Genomic DNA, 22618 nt, shown 5'->3' with positions numbered 1-22618 from the left:
ACCCTAACGGGCGGCCACTCCGGCCGCGAGAAGGTCCAGCATCCGCTGCGTCTGCTCGGTCGAGCTACTGGCCAGAGAGATGCCCAACATGCTGGAGACGAGGTCGTCGGCGCGCACGTCGGCACGCAGACTGCCGTCGGCCGCCCCGGCGGCGAGCAATAGTTCGGCGGCGCCGACGATGCTGGCTCTCGTGTCGCCAGGTGTGACAGCACCGGATTCGAAGACCACGCGCAGTGATTCGGCCATGCCCCGCTTGGCGGCGACGAACTCGGCGTAGCGGTTCATCCATCGGCGTAGGGCCGCCGCCGGAGGGTCGCGTTCCAACAGGTGCCGGGCTGATGCCGCGACCTCGGCCAGCTCGGTGCGGTAGACCGCCTCAGTGAGTGCCTCCCGGCTGGGAAAGTGCCGGTACAGCGTGCCGATACCGACGCCGGCGTCGCGGGCGATGCCCTCCAACGACACCGGGCCCTCGCTTGCGGCGAACGCTGCCGCAGCAGCGGCCAGCAGCCGTTCGCGATTGCGCAGCGCATCGGACCGCTCGGCCATAGCGGAGGCACCTCCGTTTTGCTATCGTCGGTGAAGCGGAGGTTCCTCCGCATCGCCGAGTATGACACGTGAGGAGCGCCATGACGTCGACATCAGAGCCAGGCGGCGCGGGCCGGTTGGGTGAACGCAGGGTCGCCCGGATCGGGTACGGCGCGATGAGCGTCGCCACCCCGCCGATCGACGACGCGGTGACCCTGCTTCGCCGCGCGGTCGAGCTGGGCATCAATCACATCGACACCGCATCGTTCTACGAAGACGGCGACGTCAACCGCCGCATCCGGCGCGCACTCGCGCCCTATCCCGAGGATGTGGTGATTGTGAGCAAGGTTGGGGCCCGCGCGGCGCCGGGCGCGCAGGTGCCCCTGACCCTGGCTCAGAAACCCGCCGAGCTACGCGCGTCCGTCGAACTGGATCTCGACACCCTGGGCCTGGAGCGGATCCCGGTGGTGAACCTGCGTCGTGCGGACATCGGACCCGGACTGATCGCCGAGGGCGATCAGCGGGTGGACCTCGACGACCAGCTGGCCGAGCTGATCACACTGCGCGACGAGGGCAAGATCGGCTCGATCGGGATCAGCAACGTCGGGCTGGACACCGTGCGCCACGCCCTTCCCGCTGGAATCGTCTGCGTGCAGAACGCCTACAACGTGCTCGACCGGACCCACGAGGACGCCGTGAGCTTCTGCGCGGCCAACGACATCGCCTGGGTCCCGTATTTCCCTCTGGGGTCCGGCTTTCCGGGCTTTCCGAAGGTCGCCGACGACCCCGTTGTGGTACGGATTGCAGCCGAACTCGACGCGACACCCGCCCAGGTGGGCCTCGCATGGTTGCTCGCGCACTCCCCCGCGATCTTGCTCATTCCGGGCACGGCGTCCCTCGGCCATGTGGAAGAGAACGTCGACGCAGGCGCTATCACGTTGAGCGCCAAAACGATTGCCGAACTGGACGCCGTGGAGAGTAGGACGTCAGCCAACGGTGATGGCGTCCAACCGTTCCTTGATGAACGCTGACGTCGTCACCGGCGACAACCCGGGCACTCGCCCGACCGGCGGCTCCAGCGGAGTGATGAGTGCGTCGTGGTTGGCTTCGTAGAAGTAGATCAGCGAGATCAGGTCTTCTTCGGGCGCGTGCGGCTGCGGGGGCAGCACCCGGTGCCGCCCGGACGGCCAGCGCCGCCCGCTCCAGTACTCGAGTAGATCGCCGATGTTGATGGTCAACGCCGCCGGATCGTACGGTGCGTCTTCCCATCCGTCGGCCTCGGAAAAGACTTGCAGCCCACCAGCTCCGGGCTCGCGGTCCAGGATCGTCACGGTGCCGAAGTCGGTGTGCGGGCCGATCCGGAACTGGCCGGGTTCGGGCTCGCCGACGACGCTGACCGGGGGGTAGTGGTTGATGTTCATCGTCCAGGTCGGCCGGTCAGCCAGGGCGGCGAAGGGGTTCGCCGCCAGCCCCAGCGCGTGCGCCATCAAGGCCAGCAGATCGTCGGCCAGCCGGTGCACGGCCGCGGTGTACTCGGTGACCAGCGGCTGCAACTCGGCCACCTCGGCGGGCCAGACATTGGGCGCGAACCAGATCCGGTCTATCTCGGGGTCGCCGACGGCCGTTTCCGCACCCAGGCTGTAGCTCTCCTTGAGATCGGGCGGCGTCTCGGTGCCCTCGGCGTAGGCATTGGCTTCCGCACCGGGAGCGATCCAGCCGTGGCCGCCGACCGGCACCGAGTACCGGCGCTTGACGTCGTCGGGCAGGCTGAAGAACTTCCGCGACGCGGCCCGCACGCCGGCCGCCAGACCCGGATCGATGCCGTGCCCGGTGACCAGAATGAAACCGGCCTGCCGCAGCCCCTCGTCGAGTTCGGCGGCGACCGCGTCGGCCTGCTCTCCCCCGGCGTACCAACTGGACATGTCGATGGTGGCGATCACTCGGCGACTCCGATGTCCTCGTTCCACAGTTCCGGGTTCTCGGCGATGAAATCGGTCATCATCGCCACACAGCGCTCGTCGTCGAGCAGCGTGACATCCACGCCGAATTCGGCCAGCCAGTCGTGGCCGCCGGCAAACGTCCGGCTCTCCCCGATCAGCACCGCACCGATGTTGAACTGACGCACCAGCCCGCTGCAATACCAGCATGGCGAGAGCGTCGTCACCATGATCGTCGAGCGATAGTCGCGCTGGCGGCCGGCATTGCGAAACGCCGCCGTCTCGGCGTGAATCGACGGATCATCGTCCTGCACCCGCATGTTGTGCCCGCTGCCCAACAGCTCCCCATCGGCGCTGAACAACGCGGCACCGATCGGAATTCCGCCCTCCGCCAATCCCTTTCGGGCCTCGGCGTAGGCGACCTCGAGCATCGCTTCCGGTGTCATACCGCGGCGCGTTCGGCGGTGATCTTCGATCGGCATAGCACAAGATAACTTCCCCCGGCGATCAGGAAGCCGACGAAGAAGGTGATGTCGCCGAGCTCAGGCACCGCTCTGGCGATGTAGCCGACGAACTTCTCCTGGTTGGAGAACAGCAACACGGACACCACAAGGCCGAGGCCGAACGACGCGAATCCGCCCCAGTTGGCATAGCTGCGGTCGTAGAGGAATCCGGCGATGGGCTGGCCCTGACGCAGGTATTGGTCGGCGAACACCACGCCCAGCCAGGGTCCGATCCAGTACGCGATGATCAGCAGGAAGGCCTCATAGCTGGCGGCGGCGTCGGCCAGCGCCCACCACGCGATGCAGAAGCCCGCGACGCCGAAGAACACCGTGACCAGGGCGCGGGCGATATGGTGCGGCAGCTTGACGCCGATGGTCACGAAAGCCATTGCGCCGGAATAGATGTTGATCGCGTTCGCGGCGATCGCGCCTACCGCGATCGCCAGCAGGGTGGCCTTGGCCAGCGGCGAGGCCAGCTCGCTGGTGAACGCTTCGGTGGGGTTGTCGGACAGCGCCGGGCCGATGGTCACCGATGCTGCGCCGACGATCTCGAGGATCGTGCACGACAGGAACAGTCCCAGTGAGGCGAACAGTCCGGTGCGCGCAGTCGACACGGTGGCAGGCAGATACCGGGTGTAGTCGGCGGCATAGGGCGTCCAGCCGGCGGCGTAGCCGAACGCGGTGCCCACGGTCAGCAGGAACCCGCCCAGACCGCCGACACCGCCGTCGATCGCAGGCGCGTCGAAGTGAGATTTGGTGAGGATCACGACCGAGGCGATCGCGAAGATCACCGCGAGCACCGGGAAGGACCAGCGCTCGAAGGCCTGAACAAGATTGTGGCCGAAGAAAGCGAACCCGGTCTGGATCAGCACGACGATGACCAGTGCCGCCAGCGGCCCGATGCCGAACAGAGTCGACAGGGCGAAGGCGCCGCTGACGCTGTTGGTGGCAAACCACCCGACCCCGGCGGTCACCGACATCAGCACGGCAGGCACCGCGTTGCCCTTGAACCCGAACGCCAACCGGCCCAACACCATCTGCGGCACGCCGTGCAACGGGCCACGGGCGGACAGGAAGTAGTGCGCGATCGCACCCAGTCCGGTGCCGACCACGATGCCTGCGACGGCCTGCCAGAAGGTCATGCCGTAGACGGCGACCGCGAGCACGCCGACGAAGATCGTCGCGAACTCCAGATTGGGTGAGGTCCACGTCCAGAACAGTTGGCGCGGATGCCCGTGCCGATCCTCGTGCGCGATGAACTCGTTGCCACCGGGCTCGACGGCCACCAGCTTGTCGCGGTAGGTGCCGTCGGTCTGCACGCTCGGCTCGGTCGGATCAGCCACTGTCATGGACTAAAAATTGTCCCTACCAAGCCGGCGCGCAACCGGAGGGGAAATTTCAGTCGAACTGCGGCGCTTCGGTCCGCGTCCGCTTCAGCTCCCAGAAGTGCGGGTAGGCCGCGAACGTAACCGAGGCGTCCCAGAGCTTGCCTGCTTCCTCACCGCGCGGGATGCGGGACAGCACAGGGCCGAAGAACGCCACGCCGTTGATGTGGATGGTCGGGGTGCCGACGTCTTCGCCGACGGCGTCCATGCCCTCATGATGGCTCTTGCGCAGTTCGTCGTCGTACTTGTCCGAGGTGGCCGCCTCGGCGAGCTCGGCGGGCAATCCCACCTCGGCCAGCGACTCGGCGATCACGACGTCGAAATCTTTGTTGTCCTGGTCGTGGATCCGGGTGCCCATAGCGGCGTACAGCGGCGACAGGATCTCGCGGCCGTGCGCCTGCTCGGCGGCGATGGCGACGCGGACCGGTCCCCACGCCTTCTTCATCATCTCCTGGTATTCCTCGGGCAGGTCCCGGCCTTCGTTGAGCACGGCCAAGCTCATCACCCGGAAGTCGACGTCGATATCCCGAACCTTCTCGACCTCGAGAATCCAGCGGGAGGTGATCCAACACCAGGGGCACAGCGGGTCGAACCAAAAACCGGCTACTGACTTCTCGGACATGCGGGCTCCTCCCAGCGATGGACGCAGACTTCCAACTCAACTCCTTCCAATAGAACACTGTTCCCACTGCCGCTAGGTTGGACGCGTGGCACTACCCAACCTGACTCGTGACGAGGCCATCGAGCGCGCTGCTCTGGTCACCGTCGGCAACTACTCCATCGCTCTCGATCTGACGACCGGCTCCGAGACGACCTTCCGATCCACGACGACCGTCGAATTCGAGGCGACCCCCGGCGCCGACACCTACATCGACCTGGCCGCCGATACCGTGCACAGTGCGGTTCTCAACGGCCGCGACGTCGACGTCTTGGAATACGACGAGTCCACCGGCATCGCGCTGCAGGGGCTGGAGAAGACCAACGTCCTGGTGGTCGACGCCGACTGCCGCTACTCCAACACCGGTGAGGGCCTGCACCGCTTCGTCGACCCGGTCGACGGTGAGGCGTACCTGTACTCGCAGTTCGAAACCGCGGATGCCAAGCGGATGTTCGCCTGTTTCGACCAGCCCGACCTCAAGGCCACCTTCGACGTGACGGTCACCGCGCCGTCGCACTGGCAGGTGATCTCCAACGGCGCGACCGTGTCCAACGAGGGCGGCGTCCATACGTTCGCCACCACCCCGCGGATGAGCACCTACCTGGTGGCGCTCATCGCCGGCCCCTACGCGCGTTGGGACGACGTCTACGCCGACGAGCACGGCGAGATCCCGCTCGGGCTGTTCTGTCGCTCGTCGCTCGCCGAGTACATGGACGCCGAGCGGCTGTTCACCGAAACCAAACAGGGGTTCGGTTTCTACCACCGCAACTTCGGGGTGCCGTACGCGTTCGGCAAGTACGACCAGCTCTTCGTGCCCGAATTCAACGCCGGCGCAATGGAAAACGCCGGCGCGGTGACGTTCCTGGAGGACTACGTCTTCCGGTCCAAGGTCACCCGCTACAGCTACGAGCGTCGCGCGGAGACCGTGCTGCACGAGATGGCGCACATGTGGTTCGGCGATCTGGTCACGATGACGTGGTGGGACGACCTGTGGCTCAACGAGTCGTTCGCGACGTTCGCCTCGGTGCTGTGTCAGGCCGAAGCAACCGAGTACGACCAGGCGTGGACCACGTTCGCCAATGTGGAGAAGTCCTGGGCCTACCGACAGGATCAGCTGCCGTCGACCCATCCGGTCGCGGCCGACATCCCGGATCTGCACGCCGTCGAGGTCAACTTCGACGGCATCACCTACGCCAAGGGCGCCAGCGTCCTTAAGCAGCTCGTCGCCTACGTCGGGCTGGAGCACTTCCTGGCCGGGCTGCGTGACTATTTCGCCGCGCACGCCTTCGGCAACGCCACGTTCGACGACCTGCTGGGTGCGTTGGAGAAGGCCTCCGGACGCGACCTGTCCGACTGGGGCCGCCAATGGCTCAAGACCACCGGGCTGAACACCGTGCGCGCCGACTTCGATGTCGACGACGAGGGCCGGTTCACCCGGTTCGCGATCAATCAGGGCGGTGCGGCGCCGGGGGCCGGCGAGACCCGGGTGCACCGGCTGGCGGTCGGCATCTACGACGACGACCCGACGACGGGCAAGCTGGTGCGGGTGCACCGCGAAGAGCTCGACATCTCCGGATCCGTCACCGAAGTCCCTGCTTTGCAAGGTGTTTCGCGCGGCAAGCTGGTCTTGGTCAATGACGACGACCTGACCTACTGCTCGTTGCGGCTGGACGACGATTCGCTGCGGACCGCACTGGGCCGCATCGCCGACATCGAAGAGCCGCTGCCCCGGACGCTGGTGTGGTCGGCGGCGTGGGAGATGACCCGCGACGCCGAACTGAAGGCTCGCGATTTCGTTGCGCTGGTGATGAGCGGTGTGCAGGCCGAGACCGAGGTCGGGGTGGCGCAGCGGCTGCTGCTGCAGGCGCAAACCGCACTGAATTCCTACGCCGATCCGCAGTGGGCGTGCGCCAACGGGTGGCCGGCGTTCGCCGACCGGCTGCTGGACTTGGCCCGTGAGTCCTCCCCCGGCTCGGATCATCAGCTCGCGTTCGTCAACGCGTTGTGCACGTCGGTGCTGCAGCTGCATCACGTCGCGGTGCTCGCGACCCTGCTGGACAACGAGCCGGCCGAGGTGAATCTGCCCGGCTTGGTGATCGACACCGATCTGCGCTGGCGCATCGTGACGGCGCTGGCCGCTTCCGGCGACATCGACGGCGACGGCGTGGAGACACCGTTCATCGACGCCGAGGCGCAGCGCGATCCGACTGCGGCCGGCCGCAGGCACGCGGCCGCGGCGTCGGCGGCCCGCCCGCAGCTCGACGTCAAGAATGCGGCCTGGCAGCAGGTGATCGAGGACGACACCCTGCCGAACATCACCGCGCGTGCGATCATCGGCGGTTTCGTCCAGACCGGACAGAGCGCGCTGCTGCAGCCGTTCACCGAGCGCTACTTCGCGGCGATCCCCGGAGTGTGGGAGCGCCGCTCCAGCGAGGTCGCGCAGACCGTGGTGATCGGTCTGTACCCGTCGTGGGACATCAGCTCCGAGGCCCTGCTGGCTGCGGACAACTTCCTCGCCGGCGAACTGCCGTCGGCGTTGCGCAGGCTCGTGTTGGAAGGCCGGGCCGGTATCGAACGCTCACTGAAAGCGCGCGCCTTCGACGCGCAGTGATCCCGCGCTGCCAAAATCACGCTATGGCAGCCAGGAACACCCGACGAGCACGCGCGGCGCGCAGACGCACCCGACGGGTGAAAGCGGTGGTCAATGACCTGACCGAGGAGCAGTGGGCGACGCTGAAGCTCGCCTGGAACGGCTGCGCGTACTGCGGGGCGACGGGTAAGCCGCTGCAACGCGACTGCGTCATGGCGATATCGCGGGGCGGGCGCTACACGATCGACAACGTGGTGCCCGCCTGCGGGGCGTGTAACGCCAGCAAATGCAACGACGAGGTCACCGGCTGGCTGCGCCGCAAGCGGCTCGACGAACGCCTGTTCCTCGAGCGGTATGTGCGCATCCGCGCCGAGTTGCTCGCTGCGGCCGAGGCCGCGGACGACTCCCGCGAGATTGAACTCACGCAGACGTCTACTCGAACTTCCTCTGCGTGAGGTCAATCTCGTGCAGAGGACGTCCGGCACCCCAGGTGCTTACGGCCGGGAAATGGCCGCCGACATCACCCGCACGGCGCTGACCAAGCCGTCGATCAGGTTGCCCTCTTTGAAGGCCGACGCGGCCGCCGACACCCCGAGCGGGGCTGCCGACTCGGCACCACGGCCACGCACGTCCGCGCCGTAGACCACCTCAATGGCCTTCTGGTCCGGCGACACGGCGAGCAGCACGGCATTGTTCGGCGTCGGCACGTCGGCCAGGATCTCCCGGGCGCGGGCCGCGGTGTCGCTACCCAGGTCGCCGATGTAGACGGCGAAGCGGGCCTTGGACTGCCGGCTGCCGTACTTGAGCGCATCGTCCAGTTCGACCAGCTGCTTCACCGGGAACGGGTAGTGCACCGACAGCTCACCCGGCTCGGTCACGCCAGACAGGCGCCCGCTGGTGGTCACCGCCCAGCCGTAGGGCAGGTTGGCCGGATCGACGGTCGCTACCGCGGTGCCGTGGTCACCACTTGCCACTTGCTCCACCTCCCACGTTCACCTCGGCCGAGCCGTGACCGTGATGGCCACCGCCGGGAACCACCTCGTCGACGGCCGCCCACAGGATCGGCGCGTGCGTCCAAGGCTCGGACAACTTGTAGGTCTTGGCGCGCTTGCTCTTACCGGGGACGAACAGCAAGAACAGCACAGCCGCGAGGCCAAACGGGATGCCCACGAATAGACCGTGGATGACGGCAGCATTCACGTTGCAAACCGTAGCAGTCAGGCCGCGCCCTCACCCAGGTAGCGCACCCAAGCGGGGTCGAGTTCTTTGATGGTGCACAACAACCGCCAGTGCTGGCCCTTCGGCGGCATCGGCACCAGGCGCAGGGTCCAACCCAGTTCGCTCAGCAATTTGTCGGCTTTGCGGTGGTTGCACGCCCCGCAGGCAGCCACGCAGTTCTCCCAGGAATGCTCGCCGCCGCGACTGCGCGGCACCACGTGGTCGACGGTGTCGGCCTTGGCGCCGCAGTACGCGCAGCGGAACCGATCGCGGTGCATCAACGCGGCCCGGGTCATCGGGATGCGCGCCCGGTACGGGACCCGCACGAAGCTGCGCAGCCGGATCACCGACGGCACCACGATCGCCCGCGTCGCCGAGTGGATCACCGGCCCGGTCGGGTCGTCGTGCACCACGTCGGCCTTGCCACACAGCAGCATGATGACCGCGCGGCGCATGGGGAGCGCCGTCAGCGGTTCGTAGGTTGAGTTCAGCAACAGCACCCGGCGACGTCCCCACACTGATCCGTCGGCCGGGCCGGGTATGTGAGGGTCGGCGTGCAGGCTGGAACCGGCTACGGACCCGATCGGGCCCGCCGCGGCGCGGTGACCGCGGTTCCGTTTGCGCTGCGACATGCGTCCTCCGGCAACCAGTCCACCACGGATCTGCCGCGTCCGCACGACTATTTGTCCCGTGTTCGCAGGTCAAATCCGTGAACATCGGGTGACGTGGGCTCCGTCCGAGGTGGATGTACACAATGGTGGGGTGAGTGAGACTCAGGCCGGCGGGGATGGGCAGACCTTCTATGACGCCGTGGGCGGCCACGAAACGTTCCGCACGATCGTGTCCCGTTTCTACGAGCAGGTTCGCGAAGACGAGGTGCTGCTTCCGCTGTATCCCCCCGACGAGCTCGACGATGCCGAGGTCCGGCTGCGCATGTTCCTCGAGCAGTACTGGGGCGGCCCGCGGACCTATTCGGACCTTCGCGGACATCCCCGGCTTCGGATGCGCCACGTCCCGTTCAAGATCGGTTTCATCGAGCGCGACGCGTGGCTGCGCTGCATGCACACCGCGGTAGCCTCAATCGACTCCCAGACGCTCGATGACGCGCACCGGCGGGAGCTGCTGGCCTACCTCGAGATGGCCGCGCAGTCGATGGTCAACTCCCCGTTCTAGAGGACACCGATGACCGAAGCCGTCCCGTGGTGGACGAACGCGATCTTCTATCAGGTCTATCCCCGCTCCTTCGCCGACAGCAATGGTGACGGCGTCGGCGATCTCGAGGGCGTCACCGCGCACCTCGATCACGTCAGTGAGCTCGGCGTCGACGCGATCTGGCTCAACCCGGTGATGGTCTCCCCCATGGCCGACCACGGGTATGACGTGGCTGACCCCCGCGATGTCGACCCGCTCTTCGGCGGGCTCGGTGCGCTGGAGCGGCTGATCACCGAGGCGCATGCCCGCGGCATCCGCATCACGATGGATCTGGTGCCCAACCACACCAGCTCGCAGCACACCTGGTTCCAGGCCGCGCTTGCCGGGGCACCGGGAAGTGTTGAGCGGGAACGTTATATCTTCCGCGACGGCCTGGGTGCGGACGGCGCGACGCCGCCCAACAACTGGGTGTCGGTGTTCGGCGGCCCCGCCTGGACCCGGGTCGCAGACGGCCAGTGGTACCTGCACCTGTTCGACGCCGAACAGCCGGACCTCAACTGGGACAACCCCGAGGTGTTCTCCGACCTGGAGAAGACGCTGCGGTTCTGGCTGGACCGCGGGGTCGACGGCTTTCGCATCGATGTCGCGCACGGCATGGCCAAACCGCCAGGCCTGCCGGACATGACGAACCCGGACGTCGAAATGCTCACCCTCGACGACCACGATCCCCGGTTCAACCACGAAGGTGTTCACGACATCCACCGCGGTATCCGCTCGGTGCTCGACGACTATCCCCATGCGGTGACCATCGGCGAGATCTGGGTGTTCGACAACGCGGACTTCGCCAAGTATCTGCGGCCCGACGAACTACACATGGGCTTCAATTTCCGTTTGGTGCGAGCCGAATTCGACCCTGCCAGTGTTCGCGGTGCGATCGAGAACGCGTTGGCCGCGGCGGCGCTGGCCGACGCGAGCCCGACCTGGACGCTGTCCAACCACGACGTCGAGCGTGAGGTCTCGCGCTACGGCGACGGTGCCGCCGGGCTCGCCCGGGCCCGCGCGATGGCGATGGTCATGCTGGCGCTGCCCGGGGCGGTGTTCCTCTACAACGGAGAAGAGCTCGGGTTGCCCAACGTGGACCTGCCCGACGAGGCGCTGCAGGACCCGGTGTGGGAACGCTCCAAACACACCGAACGCGGGCGCGACGGCTGCCGGGTCCCGATGCCGTGGGCGGGTGACGCACCACCGTTCGGCTTCTCATCGAACCCGGACACCTGGCTGCCGATGCCGCCGGAGTGGTCCGCACTCACCGTCGAACGCCAACTCGGCGAACCGGATTCGACGCTGCTCTTCTTCCGCACGATCCTTCGGCTGCGCCACCACCACTTTCACTTCACCGAGTTCGACGTGGAGTGGCTGCAGTTGCGCGATGACGCGCTGGCGTTCGTGTCGGCCGGGGTGGTGTGTGTGCTGAACACCGGCGGCACCGCACTGGAGCTACCGGCAGGCGAATTGCTCGCCGCCAGTGCGCCAGTGGTTGCCGGGCAGTTGCCGCCGGATTCGGCGGCGTGGATCGTGACCGCCTAGACGCCCGCGGCCAGCAGGTTCACCACCGACGCCACGATGATCGAGCCGAACACGAACGACAGCAGTCCGTGGCCCAGCGCGGTCGCCCGCATCCGCGTCGAGGTCAGGTTGGTGTCAGAGATGGCGAAGCTCATCCCGACGGCGAACCCGACGTAGAAGAAGTCCTTGAAGCAGGGCTTGTCTTTGTGGCCGGGCGGGCTGTTGAAATCGATCCCGCCGGGCTGCTTCGGGTCGAAATAGTGTTTGGCGTAGATGATCGCGTAGAGCGTGTGGATGGTCAGCCAGGACAGCACCACGCTGCCGACGGCCATCCAGCCCGCACCTGAATCGTGTCGGACCCCGCCTGCGGCTTCCTGGCTGCGGCCCAACAAGACCCAGACCCCGACCAGGCTGGCGGCCGCGCCGCCGAGCACCAACGCGGTGACGACCCAGGGCAGCGGCTGCTCCTGGCTGGCGTGCTGCTTGGTCTCCTCGTGGTCGAAGCCCCACAGCGCCAGCCACGTCCAGCCGGTGAAGATCAGCGCCAGCGCCGTCCACCCGCCGAGCAACGACAGCATGCCGTTCTGGCCCCACAGCACGGCAGTCACGACCGCGCCGACCGTACCTCCGACCGCCACCCGGGCTGCCGGGCGGCTCCAGAACGGCAGGGTGCCGTGGACGTTGTCAGCCACCGGCGGATACTAACGCAGCACCAGCGCGGGATCGCCGCGTCGCCGATACACCGACCCGAACCGCGCGTCGATCCGCAACCACGTCGGCGACAGGCGCACCCGGACGATCTCGTCTTCGCCCGGCGGTTCCGGCATGAATCCCATTGCGGTCAAAGCGAACACACACCGCATCGGCACACCGACCTCGGCGTCACCTGAACTCACCCGCAGCACATCCTGATCCAACAGCGACGCAGGCGGTCCGTGCGCGCTGCTGTGCTCTTTGGCCAGATCGGCACCCCGCTGGGCCAAATCGATCAGCACGGCGGCCGGCACATCGTCGAGGTGGCTGAAGCCGGTGTCCGGTGGCAACGCGCCGCGCCACGCAGAATCCATCGGATAACCGGGATCCACCCGGCCGGACACATCGGGGTTACGCAGGCCGCGGGCCAATTGGTCTGCCGCACAGGACAAGTCAGCGGGGCTGACCTCGCCGGCGACCGCGCGAACGGCGAGAACATCGAACCCGGTGGCGACCCAGGCCGTCACCACCCCGTCGGATCGGGCGCGCAGCCGGATCACCGCGGCTTCGTCGAGGCGCAACGCGTGTTCGACGAACACCGCAAGATCGCTGCGGACGACAGCGTCGGGAATGGTGAGCGTCATCGCTGCCAGCGCTGCAAGTACTCCCGATGCTTGGGCGAAAGTCGCACCAGCCGCTGCTCTTTGATGTGCACGGCAGCCAGCTGTGTCTCGGCGATCACCGAGGGCCGCGAGTCCGGCGCGGCGTTGAGCGAGCGCACTTCGTAGCCGAGGGTGAAGTCCACGGCACGCAGTCGCTTGGTCCACATCGTCACCTGCAGCGGTGAGTCTTCCAACCGCAGTTGGCCTTTGTAGAGCACCTGGACCTCGTGGATGAGCAGCCCGATCGTGGTGATGTCCTCGGCGAAGGGCTCGGCAAGGAAGTCGACCCGGGCCTCTTCCAGGATTGTCACCATCGTGGCGTGGTTGATGTGCTGATACATGTCGATGTCCGACCAGCGCACATGCACGCCGGTGGTGAATCCATTAACCACTTGACCCTGTTCCACTCGTCCTGGTCATGCTTCGGATCTGGCGTGCCGCCACCGACAGTGTGGCCAGGTCACGTTCGTCGTCGGCGTAGATCTCGGCCAGCGTGCGACGGGCCCGCTCGACCCGCGATCCGTTGGTGTGCTCCCATTCGGCGATCTTCTCCTCCCCCGTCTCCTCGGGTTCGCCGACCGCCAGCACGTCCAAGCACAGAGCCCGCAACGACCCGTAGATGTCGTCACGAATGGCCAAGCGCGCCAACGAGTGCCACCGATCGTCGCGAGGGAGCCCGGACACCGCGGTCAGCAGGCCGTCGGTGCTCAGGTGATCCATCAGCGCGAAGTAGGTGTCGGCGACCTCGGCGGGATCGCGGTCGACGATGTCGGCGATATCGATCACGTCGAGCAGGCTGTACTGGTACAGGCCGGTGGCCACCGTGTAGGCCAGGTCCGCCGGGGCGCCGTGCGCCTCGAACTCACCGGCCTCCTTGGCCACGATCGCCTTGTCGTCGCCGCGCAGCCATTCCGACATCCGCGGTGTCAGCTCGGCCAGCGTCGCGGCGAACCGGTTGATCTCAGCACCGACGGCCAGCGGCTGCGGCCGGTAGTTCAGCAGCCAGCGCGACGCCCGGTCGAGCAGGCGACGCAGATCCAGAGTCATCCGGTCGGACACGTTGATCGGCAACCCGGCCCGGGACGCGTCGAGGATGCGCTGCCAGACCTTGGTGATCCCGAAGATCGCGTCGGTGGCCACGAACGTGCGGACCGCGTCGACGTATCCCACGCCGGTGTCCTCGGTGACCCGATAGGCGAAGGTGATGCCGCCGGTGTCGACCACGTTGTTGACCAACATCGTCGTGGTGATCTCCCGGCGCAGCTGGTGGCCGCGGATCTCACCTGCGAAGTGGTCACTGAGCTGGCTCGGAAAGTATTGCGGGAGGCGCGCGGCGAACACCTCCTGGTCGGGCAGCTCGCTGGCCAGTACGTCGTCCTTGAGGGACAGCTTCACATGCGCCATCAGGGTCGCCAGTTCCGGTGAGGTCAGCCCGATCCCGACCTCTTGGCGGCGCCGAATCTCCTTGTTCGACGGCAGCGCCTCCAGCGCACGGTTGAGCCCGCGCCGCTCCTCGAGTTCGACGATCTGGCGGGCGTGCACGTTGAGCAGCGCGGCGGCGTTGGCCCGGCTGGTGCCCATCAGATCGTTCTGGTCGACGTTGTCGGTCAGGACCAGCCGCGACACCTCGTCGGTCATCGAGGCCAGCAGCTCGGTGCGCTCGTCGGCGCTCACCTTGCCCGCGGTGACCAGCGAGTCGACCAGAATCTTGATGTTGACCTCGTGGTCGCTGCAGTCCACGCCGGCGGAGTTGTCCATGGCGTCGGTGTTGATCCGCCCACCGCACAGATCGAACTCGACCCGACCCAGTGAGGTCACCCCCAGGTTGCCGCCCTCGCCGATCACCTTGGCGCGCACCTGGTTTCCGTTCACCCGGATCGTGTCGTTGGCGCGGTCGCCGACTTCGGCATCGGATTCGGACTCGGCTTTGATGTAGGTGCCGATGCCACCGTTGAACCACAGATCCACCGGGGCTTGCATGATCGCCTTCATCAGCGCGGGCGGGGTGACCTCGTCGGCATCGCCTTGCAGGCCCAGCGCCGCACGCATCTGCGGGCTGACCGGAATCGACTTCTGCTGGCGGCTGAACACGCCGCCGCCCGCACTGATCAGGCTGGGGTCGTAGTCCTCCCAGCTCGACCGGGGCAGCTCGAACAGCCGACGCCGCTCCTGCCAGGACCGCTCCGCGTCCGGGTCGGGATCGATGAAGATGTGCCGGTGGTCGAAAGCGGCGATCAGCCGGATGTGGTGTGACAGCAGCATTCCGTTGCCGAAAACGTCGCCGCTCATGTCACCCACCCCGACGACGGTGAAGTCCTGGCTCTGGGTGTCCACGCCCATCTCGCGGAAGTGCCGTTTGACCGACTCCCAGGCGCCTTTGGCGGTGATGCCCATGGCCTTGTGGTCGTAGCCGACCGAACCGCCGGAGGCGAACGCGTCGCCGAGCCAGAAACCGTACGACTGGGCAACATCGTTGGCGATGTCGGAGAAGGTGGCGGTGCCCTTGTCGGCGGCGACGACAAGGTAGGCATCGTCGCCGTCCCGGCGGACCACCCGGGGCGGGGTGATGACCTGCCCGGTCGCTCGGTCGACGTTGTCGGTGACATCGAGCAGGCCCGCGATGAACAGCCGGTAGCAGGCAATTCCCTCGTGGCGGAACGCATCCCGGTCCGCGGCGACATCGCCGAGGGGTGCGGGTGGCTTCTTGACGACGAATCCGCCCTTGGCGCCGACGGGCACGATCACCGCGTTCTTCACGGCCTGGGCTTTGACCAGGCCGAGGATCTCGGTGCGGAAGTCCTCCCGGCGATCCGACCAGCGCAGGCCGCCGCGCGCCACGTGACCGAACCGCAAATGCACGCCCTCGACCCGAGGTGAGTAGACGAAGATCTCGAACTTCGGCCGGGGCAGCGGCAATTCGTCGATCAGCTGCGGGTCGAGCTTCAGCGACAGTACGTTCTGCGCATGCGCCGAGTCGGGACTGGTGACGAAGTAGTTGGTCCGCAGCGTCGCTTGGATCATCGTCGCGAACGCCCGCAGCACCCGGTCGGTGTCGAGGCTGACCAGCGCGTCGATGTCGGCAGCCACCGCGTCGGCCGCGGCGAGCGCGTCCAGGCCCTTGTCGGCGGAGTCCGGGTCGAACATCGCCTCGAAGAGGGTCACCAGTGAACGCGCGGTGCCTGGATTGCCGTTGAGCACCGACTCGATGTGCGACTGACTATAGGGAAAAGCCGCCTGCCGCAAGTACTTCGCGTAGGCGCGCAACACCGCGACCTGCTGCCAGGTCAGCCCGGCGCGCAGCACCAGTTCGTTGAACCGGTCGATCTCGGCGCGCCCTTGCCAGATGGCGGTGACGGCATCGGCGAACCGCTGCGCGGTGGCGTCCCACTCCTCCTGGGTGGCGGCGTCGGGCATGGACGCGTCCGGCCGGATCTTGAATTGGTAGATCCAGACCTTCAGCCCGTCCGGGCGCACCACGGTGAACGGGCGCTCCTCGAGCACCAGCACCCCCATGCACTGCAGCATCGGCAGCAGGTGACTCAGGGACGCGGTCGATCCGCCCAGGTACCAGGTTAGGAAGGCCTCATTGCCCTCGTCGCCCTGCTCGAACTGCAGCTTGACCGAATCCTCTTGCAGCGCTTCGATGAAACCGATGTCGGTGATCGCCTCGGTGGAGGTGACGGCCTGCTTGAACGTCTCGGGTAGCGCTTCGGCATAGTGTTCGGCGATCGCCTGGTCGATCTTGCCGGTCCGCGCCGAACCGATCAGCCGGTCACCCCAGGTGCGCAGCGCGTCGGTGAGCAGGCCCTGCACCCGGATGCGGTTCTGCTCGCTGTCATCGATGGACTCACGTGTGGAGCTGTCCGGCAGCCGCACAGTGAAATGAACTACCGCCCAAGGTGATTCACTGACGCGTGCGGTGTAGTCGATGCTCAGGCCGCCGAACTCACGCACCAGGATGTCCTGCATCGCCAGCCGCACCACGGTGGTGTAGCGGTCGCGCGGCAGGTACACCAGAGCGGACACGAATTGGCCCAGCTGGGCGGCCCGGAGGAAGAGCAAGGCGCGGCGGCGCGAGCCGAGGTCGACGACGGCGGTCGCCATCGCCAGCAGCTGCTCGGCGGTCAGCGAGAACAGCTCGGAGCGCGGAATGGTCTGGATGATGTCGAGCATCAGCTGCCCGGGATGGCTGGGGTCGCTCTTCGACATCGCCAGCACGTCGCGCACCCGCCGCGAAATCAGGGGAATGTCAAGAACGTTGGCGCTCATCGCCGCCGCCGTGAACAGCCCGACGAAGCGATGCTCCACATCGCCGGCTCCGCCGGAACCGTGCTCGCGGATCACCACGATGTACGGGTACGCCCCGTAGCGCAGGAAGCTGGGCATGGTGGCCTGCGCCAGCACCAGCACGTCGCCGGGGTTGGTGAGCTCGGGTAGCACCTCGGTACGCAGCCGCGCCACCCCCAGCCTGCTGGATTCAATGACGGTGGCGACCCCGTCGCGCACCGTGCAGTCCTGACAGCCCAGGAGGATGAAGTGGCCGTCGGACAGCCACCGCAGCAGGTCGGCGACGTCGCTGCGGTCCGCGCCGACGAATCGGGTTCCCTGATCGTTGTCGATCTCGCGGGCGAGGTCGTGCAGCGCCGCGGACAGCGCCGTCGAATCCAGCGCCACCTGCCGGGCGTCGGCCACGGCCATCGGCAGCATCCGCTCCGCCTCGGCCAGTGCCTTCCGGTTCACCGACGGCGAGAGTTGGACGTGGATCCAGGATTCGTCGATCCCGTCGGACTCCGGGCCTGCCGGATCTTCGGGTGATGCCGGCCGCACGTCGAGCAGTTCCCCGCTCGCGCTGCGCCGCACCCGGAACACGGGGTTCATCAGCGCGACATAGCTGACCCCGAGCCGATGCAGTAGCACCGTGACCGAATCCAGCAGTGTGGTGGCTTGGTCGGTGACGACCTGCAGCGCGGGCCCGAACCCGCCGGGATCGTCGGAGGGGTACACCGCGACCAGCGTCTCGCCGACGGACCGGACGCGGGCCAGCCGCTCCTGGGCGGCGATCAGCTCGGCGGGCACCGCCTGTTCGGCGGCCGCCGCGACCAGCGGGCCGGTGTCGGTGCCGTCGACATCGGGGGCCCCGCCGTGCGGACCGCGATAGGTGGCGAGGTAGGCCTCACCCAGTGACTCGGTAGCTTTGGGGTCAACCCTCATACCTGCGGCTCCTGCTCAGCGTGCGAACCGACGCTGGTCCGCAGCCGCCAACATTAGTCGCGTGTGAGCCTGCGGTGGGTGACCCTGTGCGGACGGGCCGCGTCGGCTCCCATTCGCTCGATCTTGTTCTCCTCGTAGGCGCCGAAGTTGCCTTCGAACCAGAACCACTTGGCCTCGTTGTCGTCGTCGCCCTCCCACGCCAGGATGTGCGTGCAGGTGCGATCCAGGAACCAGCGATCGTGGCTGATCACCACCGCGCAGCCCGGGAAGTTCTCCAGAGCGTTCTCCAGCGAGGACAGCGTCTCGACGTCGAGATCGTTGGTGGGCTCGTCGAGCAGGATCAGGTTGCCGCCCTCCTTGAGGGTCAGCGCCAGGTTGAGCCGGTTGCGTTCACCACCGGAGAGCACGCCGGCCGGCTTCTGCTGATCGGGTCCCTTGAAGCCGAATGCCGACACATAGGCTCGCGACGGGATCTCGTTCTGGCCGACCTCGATGTAGTCAAGGCCGTCCGAAACCACCTGCCACACCGTCTTTTTCGGGTCGATGCCGGCGCGGCTCTGGTCGACGTAGCTCAGCTTGACGGTGTCGCCGACCCGCACGGTTCCACTGTCGGGCTGTTCCAGTCCGACGATGGTCTTGAACAGGGTGGTCTTACCGACACCGTTGGGGCCGATGACGCCGACGATGCCGTTGCGGGGCAACGTGAACGACAGGTCCTTGATCAGCGTGCGGCCTTCGAAGCCCTTGTCGAGGTGATCGACCTCGACCACCACGCTGCCCAGCCGTGGCGGAGCCGGGATCTGGATCTCCTCGAAATCGAGCTTCCGGGTCTTCTCCGCCTCGGCCACCATCTCCTCGTACCGGCCGAGTCGGGCCTTGTTCTTGGCTTGGCGGGCCTTGGCACCGGAGCGCACCCAGGCCAGTTCTTCCTTGAGGCGCTTCTGCAGTTTCTGGTCCTTCTTGCCCTGCACCTCGAGGCGCTCGGCCTTCTTCTCCAGATAGGTCGAGTAGTTGCCCTCGTAGGGGTAGGCGCGGCCGCGGTCGAGCTCGAGGATCCACTCGGCGACGTTGTCCAGGAAGTACCGGTCGTGGGTGACGGCCAGGATCGCGCCCTTGTAGGCGGCGAGGTGCTGTTCGAGCCAGAGCACGCTCTCGGCGTCGAGGTGGTTGGTGGGCTCGTCGAGCAGCAGCAGGTCCGGCTTGGACAGCAGCAGCTTGCAGAGCGCCACACGACGCTTCTCACCACCGGACAGATGGGTCACCGGTTCGTCCGGCGGCGGGCAGCGCAGGGCGTCCATCGCCTGCTCGAGCTGCGAATCGATGTCCCAGGCGTCCTCGGCGTCGAGTTCCTCCTGGAGCTTGCCCATCTCGTCCATGAGCTCGTCGGTGTAGTCGGTGGCCATCAGCTCGGCCACCTCGTTGTACCGGTTGAGCTTGGCTTTGATCGCCACGCCCTCTTCGACGTTCTCCCGGACGGTCTTGGTCTCGTCGAGCTGCGGCTCCTGCATGAGGATGCCGACCGTGGCTCCCGGCGCCAGCATCGCGTCGCCGTTGTTGGCCTGGTCCAGGCCGGCCATGATCTTCAGCACGCTGGACTTACCCGCACCGTTGGGGCCGACGACGCCGATCTTGGCTCCGGGCAGGAAGGCGAGAGTGACGTCATCGAGGATGACCTTGTCGCCGTGTGCCTTGCGGACCTTGCGCATCGTGTAGATGTATTCGGCCATTGCCGCGGGGGTGCCTTCCGTTTTCGTCGTGAAATGCTCGCCGACCATCCTAGGCGCGCCACGGCAAGGCCTCGCGGCCGCGCTGGACGACGCCAGCGCGGCCACCGCCTCCGCTACGCCGAGAAGGCCAGATCAGCGGTCTCCTCGACAGTCTCGGCAGCGTCGGACTGGTCCTCGGCGATCGGCTCGGTGTCGACCGGTTCCGCCGGCCTGGCCTGGGGCTGTTCGAAGCGGATGATCGCCCGCGACAGGTCGGGGCCGACCGCCGTGGCGCGCATCTCCAGCGACGACCGCCGGACGCCTTCCTTGTCGTCGTACTCGCTGGTGAAGACGTCGCCGACGACGATCACCGGGGCGCCCTTGTAGAGGCCGGCGCCGACGCCGGTGACCAGCTTGCCCCAGCAGGTGACGGTGATGAACAGCGAGTTGCCGGGCTCCCAGGTGCCGTCGCCGGTGCGGCGCCGGGAGTTGCTGGCCACCCGGAAGCTGATCAGCTCCTGGTCGCCGACGACGCGGCGGCGGAGATCGGTGACGATGCGGCCGACGACGGTCAGATGGGTTTCGAACATGGCTTGGGTCCTTTCGATTCGCTTGGGTTGCGCCTCCAGTGAGCCGCCGGACCCCGACAGCCGCGTTCTCGGTGGGCCCCGCCGGGGCCTGGCTGTGGATGAAAGTCGAACTGGGGATACACCTCGTCGATCCCGCCGCGACCGTAACGTCAGGGCGCCCAACCGGCGATTCCGCCGCCGTGGCGTCACTGTCGGCGATCGACTCGGCTGTCAGCCTCATTCTCGCGGCGGGCCAGATGGGCCAACATCCGGTTGTAGGCGGCCAGATCAGCGTCCTCGTCGCGCTCGGCGGCGCGGTCGAGTCGCTTGGCGGTGCGCCGGTCACTTCGGCTCCACTGGATCAGCAGCGCGATCATCACCACCACGAGTGGGATTTCACCTGCCGCCCAAGCGATTCCGCCGCCGAGATGCTGATCGGCGAGCAGGTTGGTGTGCCAACTCAGCTTCAGTGAACGGTAGAAGCTCTCCCCCAGCACCTGATCCATGCCCATCATCACCACGCCGAAGAAAGCGTGCAGCGGCAGCGAGGCGAACACCATCGCGATCTTGGCCACCGCCGGCAGTGGGCGTGGTGTGGGGTCGACGCCGATGACCACCCAGTAGAAGAGGTAGCCGCTGATCAAGAAGTGCAGGTTCATCAGCACGTGCGCGCCGTGCAGGCCCGCCGCCGCGTCGAAGATGCCGCCGAAGTAGAGACCGTAGAACCCCGCGACGAACACGATCGTGGCCACCACCGGGTGAGTGAAGAACCGCGACCACTTGCTGTGCAGACCGTCGAGCAGCCATTCGCGTGGCCCGGGCGGGTTGCCCTTACCCGCGGCGGGCAGCGCCCGCAGCGCCAGCGTCACCGGTGCGCCGAGCACCAGCAGGACCGGGATCAACATCGACAGCAGCATGTGCGCCGTCATGTGCACACTGAACATGGCCGGCATATAGCGGCCCACGCCCGATGACGTCGTGAACAGCAGCGCCCCGCAGCCCAGCAGCCAGGCGAATGTCCGCCCGGGTGGCCATGAGTCACCGCGGCGGCGTAACCGGATCACGCCGGCCAGGTACACCGCAGCGAACACGATCGCCGCAGTGCCGAACACCAGGTCGAAGCGCCAGTCCAGCAGAATCCGCGCGACGGTCGGCGGCCCGGCCAGGTCGTAGCCGATCCCGACTTCGGCCGGCGACGGGTCGGCGACCAGCGGGGGTGGCGGCGGGGTACGCCCGAGCCCCACCGCGATGCCGAACGTGAGGCCGAAAATCAACGCCTCCACCGACGCCAGCCGAACGAGCACACCGCGGGCCTGCGGGTCTGCCTGTAGCGCGGCCACCGGCCCGCGGCGTTGTCGCCACCCGATCGCACCCAGCACGCACAGCGCGACGATCTTGGCGACCACCAGCCAGCCGTAGTCCGTGGCGAACAGGTCGCCGAGCCGAATCCGGACGAAGGCGTTGATCACCCCGGAGAGTCCCATCGCCACGAAGCACCAGAGCGCGACCGCGGAGAATCGCCGCGCCGCCAGGTCGGCATGCTCGCCGCCGCGCAGCGCGGGCACCAGCAGGGCCAGCAACCCGCCTGCCCACACCGCACCCGCCAGCAGGTGGATCATCAGGCTGTTGGTGCCGACGTCGTGGGATCCGCCTGCCGAGGAGTGTCCGGTCAAGCCCAGTGGTACCAGCGTGATCAGCGATCCCGCCAGCAGCAGCGGCGTCCATGACCAGCGCAACACCGCCCGGCCTGCGATGGCGACAGCCAATGCCAGGAACGCTGTCCAGCGCCAGGCGCCGGCGGTGTCGACCAGGCTCGCCACCGACCACAACTGCAGCGGGTTGAGGTGCTCGCGTAACGGCTGGCCGGAGACGTCGGAGACGGTCAGCGGGACGAGCAGTGCAGCGCAGACCGCCCACGCCCCGGAGGCCGCGACCCCGATCCGCAGCGAGCGGTAGCCGGCGACGTCGAACACTCCGCTGTCCTGGGGTGGGACGAAGAACGTCGCGAACAGAAACGAGCCCACCGCCAGAACCGCCGCGATCTCGCCGGCCGCTTGCACGAACGGCAGGCCCAGTGTGGTGACGGGCCCGGGATCGGGCAGGCCGGTCGCCGTCAGGGCATCAGCCAGGGACAGCGCGCCGATGCCGGCTGCGGTGATGCCGGCGAGCAGGGCAACCATCGACAACACCGGCCAAACCGCCGTGCGGCGGGCGGCGGGTGCGGTCATCGTTTCAGCGTATGG

At 67.3% G+C, this 22618-nt stretch carries 20 protein-coding genes; 5 read left to right on the top strand and 15 right to left on the bottom strand.

Annotated features, from left to right (window positions below):
* Nucleotides 1-3 precede the first annotated feature (3 nt).
* A complete protein-coding gene (locus BST42_RS15715) occupies nt 4-546 on the bottom strand; it encodes a TetR/AcrR family transcriptional regulator (protein WP_083120225.1) in 543 nt (180 codons plus the stop codon).
* Nucleotides 547-626: 80 nt separating this feature from the next.
* Here BST42_RS15715 and BST42_RS15710 point away from each other — a divergent pair, with 80 nt between their 5' ends.
* Complete coding sequence (locus BST42_RS15710; RefSeq protein ID WP_083120224.1) at nt 627-1556, top strand: aldo/keto reductase; 930 nt, start codon at nt 627-629, stop codon at nt 1554-1556.
* Here the strand turns inward: BST42_RS15710 and BST42_RS15705 are convergent.
* From BST42_RS15705 to BST42_RS15690, 4 genes are read right to left on the bottom strand one after another with little or no spacing between them, the layout of a single operon-like run.
* Nucleotides 1512-2447 carry an isopenicillin N synthase family dioxygenase gene (locus BST42_RS15705; RefSeq protein ID WP_083120301.1) on the bottom strand — a complete coding sequence of 312 codons (936 nt, stop codon included), beginning with the start codon at nt 2445-2447 and terminating at the stop codon, nt 1512-1514. The genes BST42_RS15710 and BST42_RS15705 overlap by 45 nt on opposite strands.
* A 14-nt stretch (nt 2448-2461) precedes the next feature.
* Complete coding sequence (locus BST42_RS15700; RefSeq protein WP_083120223.1) at nt 2462-2908, bottom strand: nucleoside deaminase; 447 nt, start codon at nt 2906-2908, stop codon at nt 2462-2464.
* Nucleotides 2905-4314 carry a purine-cytosine permease family protein gene (locus BST42_RS15695; RefSeq protein WP_083120222.1) on the bottom strand — a complete coding sequence of 470 codons (1410 nt, stop codon included), beginning with the start codon at nt 4312-4314 and terminating at the stop codon, nt 2905-2907. Before BST42_RS15695 ends, BST42_RS15700 begins: the two co-directional genes overlap by 4 nt.
* Nucleotides 4315-4363: 49 nt before the next feature.
* Nucleotides 4364-4972 carry a mycothiol-dependent nitroreductase Rv2466c family protein gene (locus BST42_RS15690; RefSeq protein ID WP_083120221.1) on the bottom strand — a complete coding sequence of 203 codons (609 nt, stop codon included), beginning with the start codon at nt 4970-4972 and terminating at the stop codon, nt 4364-4366.
* Between the two features lie 85 nt (nt 4973-5057).
* Between BST42_RS15690 and pepN the strand changes: the two genes are divergently transcribed.
* Nucleotides 5058-7619, top strand: coding sequence for an aminopeptidase N (gene pepN / locus BST42_RS15685; protein WP_083120220.1), 2562 nt, complete (start codon nt 5058-5060; stop codon nt 7617-7619).
* A gap of 23 nt (nt 7620-7642) precedes the next feature.
* A complete protein-coding gene (locus tag BST42_RS15680) occupies nt 7643-8053 on the top strand; it encodes an HNH endonuclease (RefSeq protein ID WP_083120219.1) in 411 nt (136 codons plus the stop codon).
* A gap of 39 nt (nt 8054-8092) precedes the next feature.
* On the opposite strand, the gene BST42_RS15675 is transcribed toward BST42_RS15680, so the two are convergent.
* The 3 genes from BST42_RS15675 to BST42_RS15665 are packed head-to-tail and all read right to left on the bottom strand — an operon-like array spanning nt 8093 to nt 9448.
* Nucleotides 8093-8572 carry a DUF5130 domain-containing protein gene (locus BST42_RS15675; RefSeq protein WP_083120218.1) on the bottom strand — a complete coding sequence of 160 codons (480 nt, stop codon included), beginning with the start codon at nt 8570-8572 and terminating at the stop codon, nt 8093-8095.
* The gene (ctaJ, locus tag BST42_RS15670) at nt 8559-8798 is read right to left on the bottom strand and encodes an aa3-type cytochrome oxidase subunit CtaJ (RefSeq protein WP_083120217.1); all 240 of its coding nucleotides are present in this window, start codon (nt 8796-8798) and stop codon (nt 8559-8561) included. The genes BST42_RS15675 and ctaJ overlap by 14 nt, the downstream gene beginning before the upstream one ends.
* Nucleotides 8799-8815: 17 nt before the next feature.
* Nucleotides 8816-9448 (bottom strand): HNH endonuclease, encoded by a 633-nt coding sequence (locus BST42_RS15665; protein WP_083120300.1) that lies wholly within the window; start codon nt 9446-9448, stop codon nt 8816-8818.
* Between the two features lie 130 nt (nt 9449-9578).
* On the opposite strand from BST42_RS15665, the gene BST42_RS15660 reads away from it, so the two are divergent.
* Complete coding sequence (locus tag BST42_RS15660) at nt 9579-9989, top strand: globin (protein ID WP_083120299.1); 411 nt, start codon at nt 9579-9581, stop codon at nt 9987-9989.
* A 9-nt stretch (nt 9990-9998) separates the two neighbouring features.
* Complete coding sequence (locus tag BST42_RS15655) at nt 9999-11555, top strand: glycoside hydrolase family 13 protein (protein WP_083120216.1); 1557 nt, start codon at nt 9999-10001, stop codon at nt 11553-11555.
* Here BST42_RS15655 and BST42_RS15650 read toward each other — a convergent pair.
* The 7 genes from BST42_RS15650 to BST42_RS15620 form a co-directional block, all read right to left on the bottom strand.
* Nucleotides 11552-12226 carry a DUF1345 domain-containing protein gene (locus BST42_RS15650; RefSeq protein ID WP_110918628.1) on the bottom strand — a complete coding sequence of 225 codons (675 nt, stop codon included), beginning with the start codon at nt 12224-12226 and terminating at the stop codon, nt 11552-11554. The genes BST42_RS15655 and BST42_RS15650 overlap by 4 nt on opposite strands.
* Before the next feature lie 9 nt (nt 12227-12235).
* Nucleotides 12236-12871, bottom strand: coding sequence for a DUF8185 domain-containing protein (locus BST42_RS15645; protein WP_083120215.1), 636 nt, complete (start codon nt 12869-12871; stop codon nt 12236-12238).
* The gene (locus BST42_RS15640) at nt 12868-13281 is read right to left on the bottom strand and encodes an acyl-CoA thioesterase (protein WP_083120214.1); all 414 of its coding nucleotides are present in this window, start codon (nt 13279-13281) and stop codon (nt 12868-12870) included. Before BST42_RS15640 ends, BST42_RS15645 begins: the two co-directional genes overlap by 4 nt.
* Nucleotides 13274-18100, bottom strand: coding sequence for an NAD-glutamate dehydrogenase (locus BST42_RS15635; RefSeq protein ID WP_083120213.1), 4827 nt, complete (start codon nt 18098-18100; stop codon nt 13274-13276). Before BST42_RS15635 ends, BST42_RS15640 begins: the two co-directional genes overlap by 8 nt.
* A gap of 53 nt (nt 18101-18153) precedes the next feature.
* Nucleotides 18154-19827 (bottom strand): energy-dependent translational throttle protein EttA, encoded by a 1674-nt coding sequence (gene ettA, locus BST42_RS15630; RefSeq protein WP_083120297.1) that lies wholly within the window; start codon nt 19825-19827, stop codon nt 18154-18156.
* A 113-nt stretch (nt 19828-19940) separates the two neighbouring features.
* Entirely contained in the window at nt 19941-20396 is a 456-nt protein-coding gene (locus BST42_RS15625) for a single-stranded DNA-binding protein (protein WP_083120212.1), read from the bottom strand.
* A 185-nt stretch (nt 20397-20581) separates the two neighbouring features.
* Complete coding sequence (locus BST42_RS15620; protein ID WP_083120211.1) at nt 20582-22603, bottom strand: bifunctional copper resistance protein CopD/cytochrome c oxidase assembly protein; 2022 nt, start codon at nt 22601-22603, stop codon at nt 20582-20584.
* Between the last annotated feature and the right edge of the window lie 15 nt (nt 22604-22618).

Source organism: Mycolicibacterium rhodesiae, from assembly GCF_002086695.1.
GTDB lineage: Bacteria > Actinomycetota > Actinomycetes > Mycobacteriales > Mycobacteriaceae > Mycobacterium > Mycobacterium rhodesiae.
This window is presented reverse-complemented; position numbering and strand designations above follow the sequence as displayed.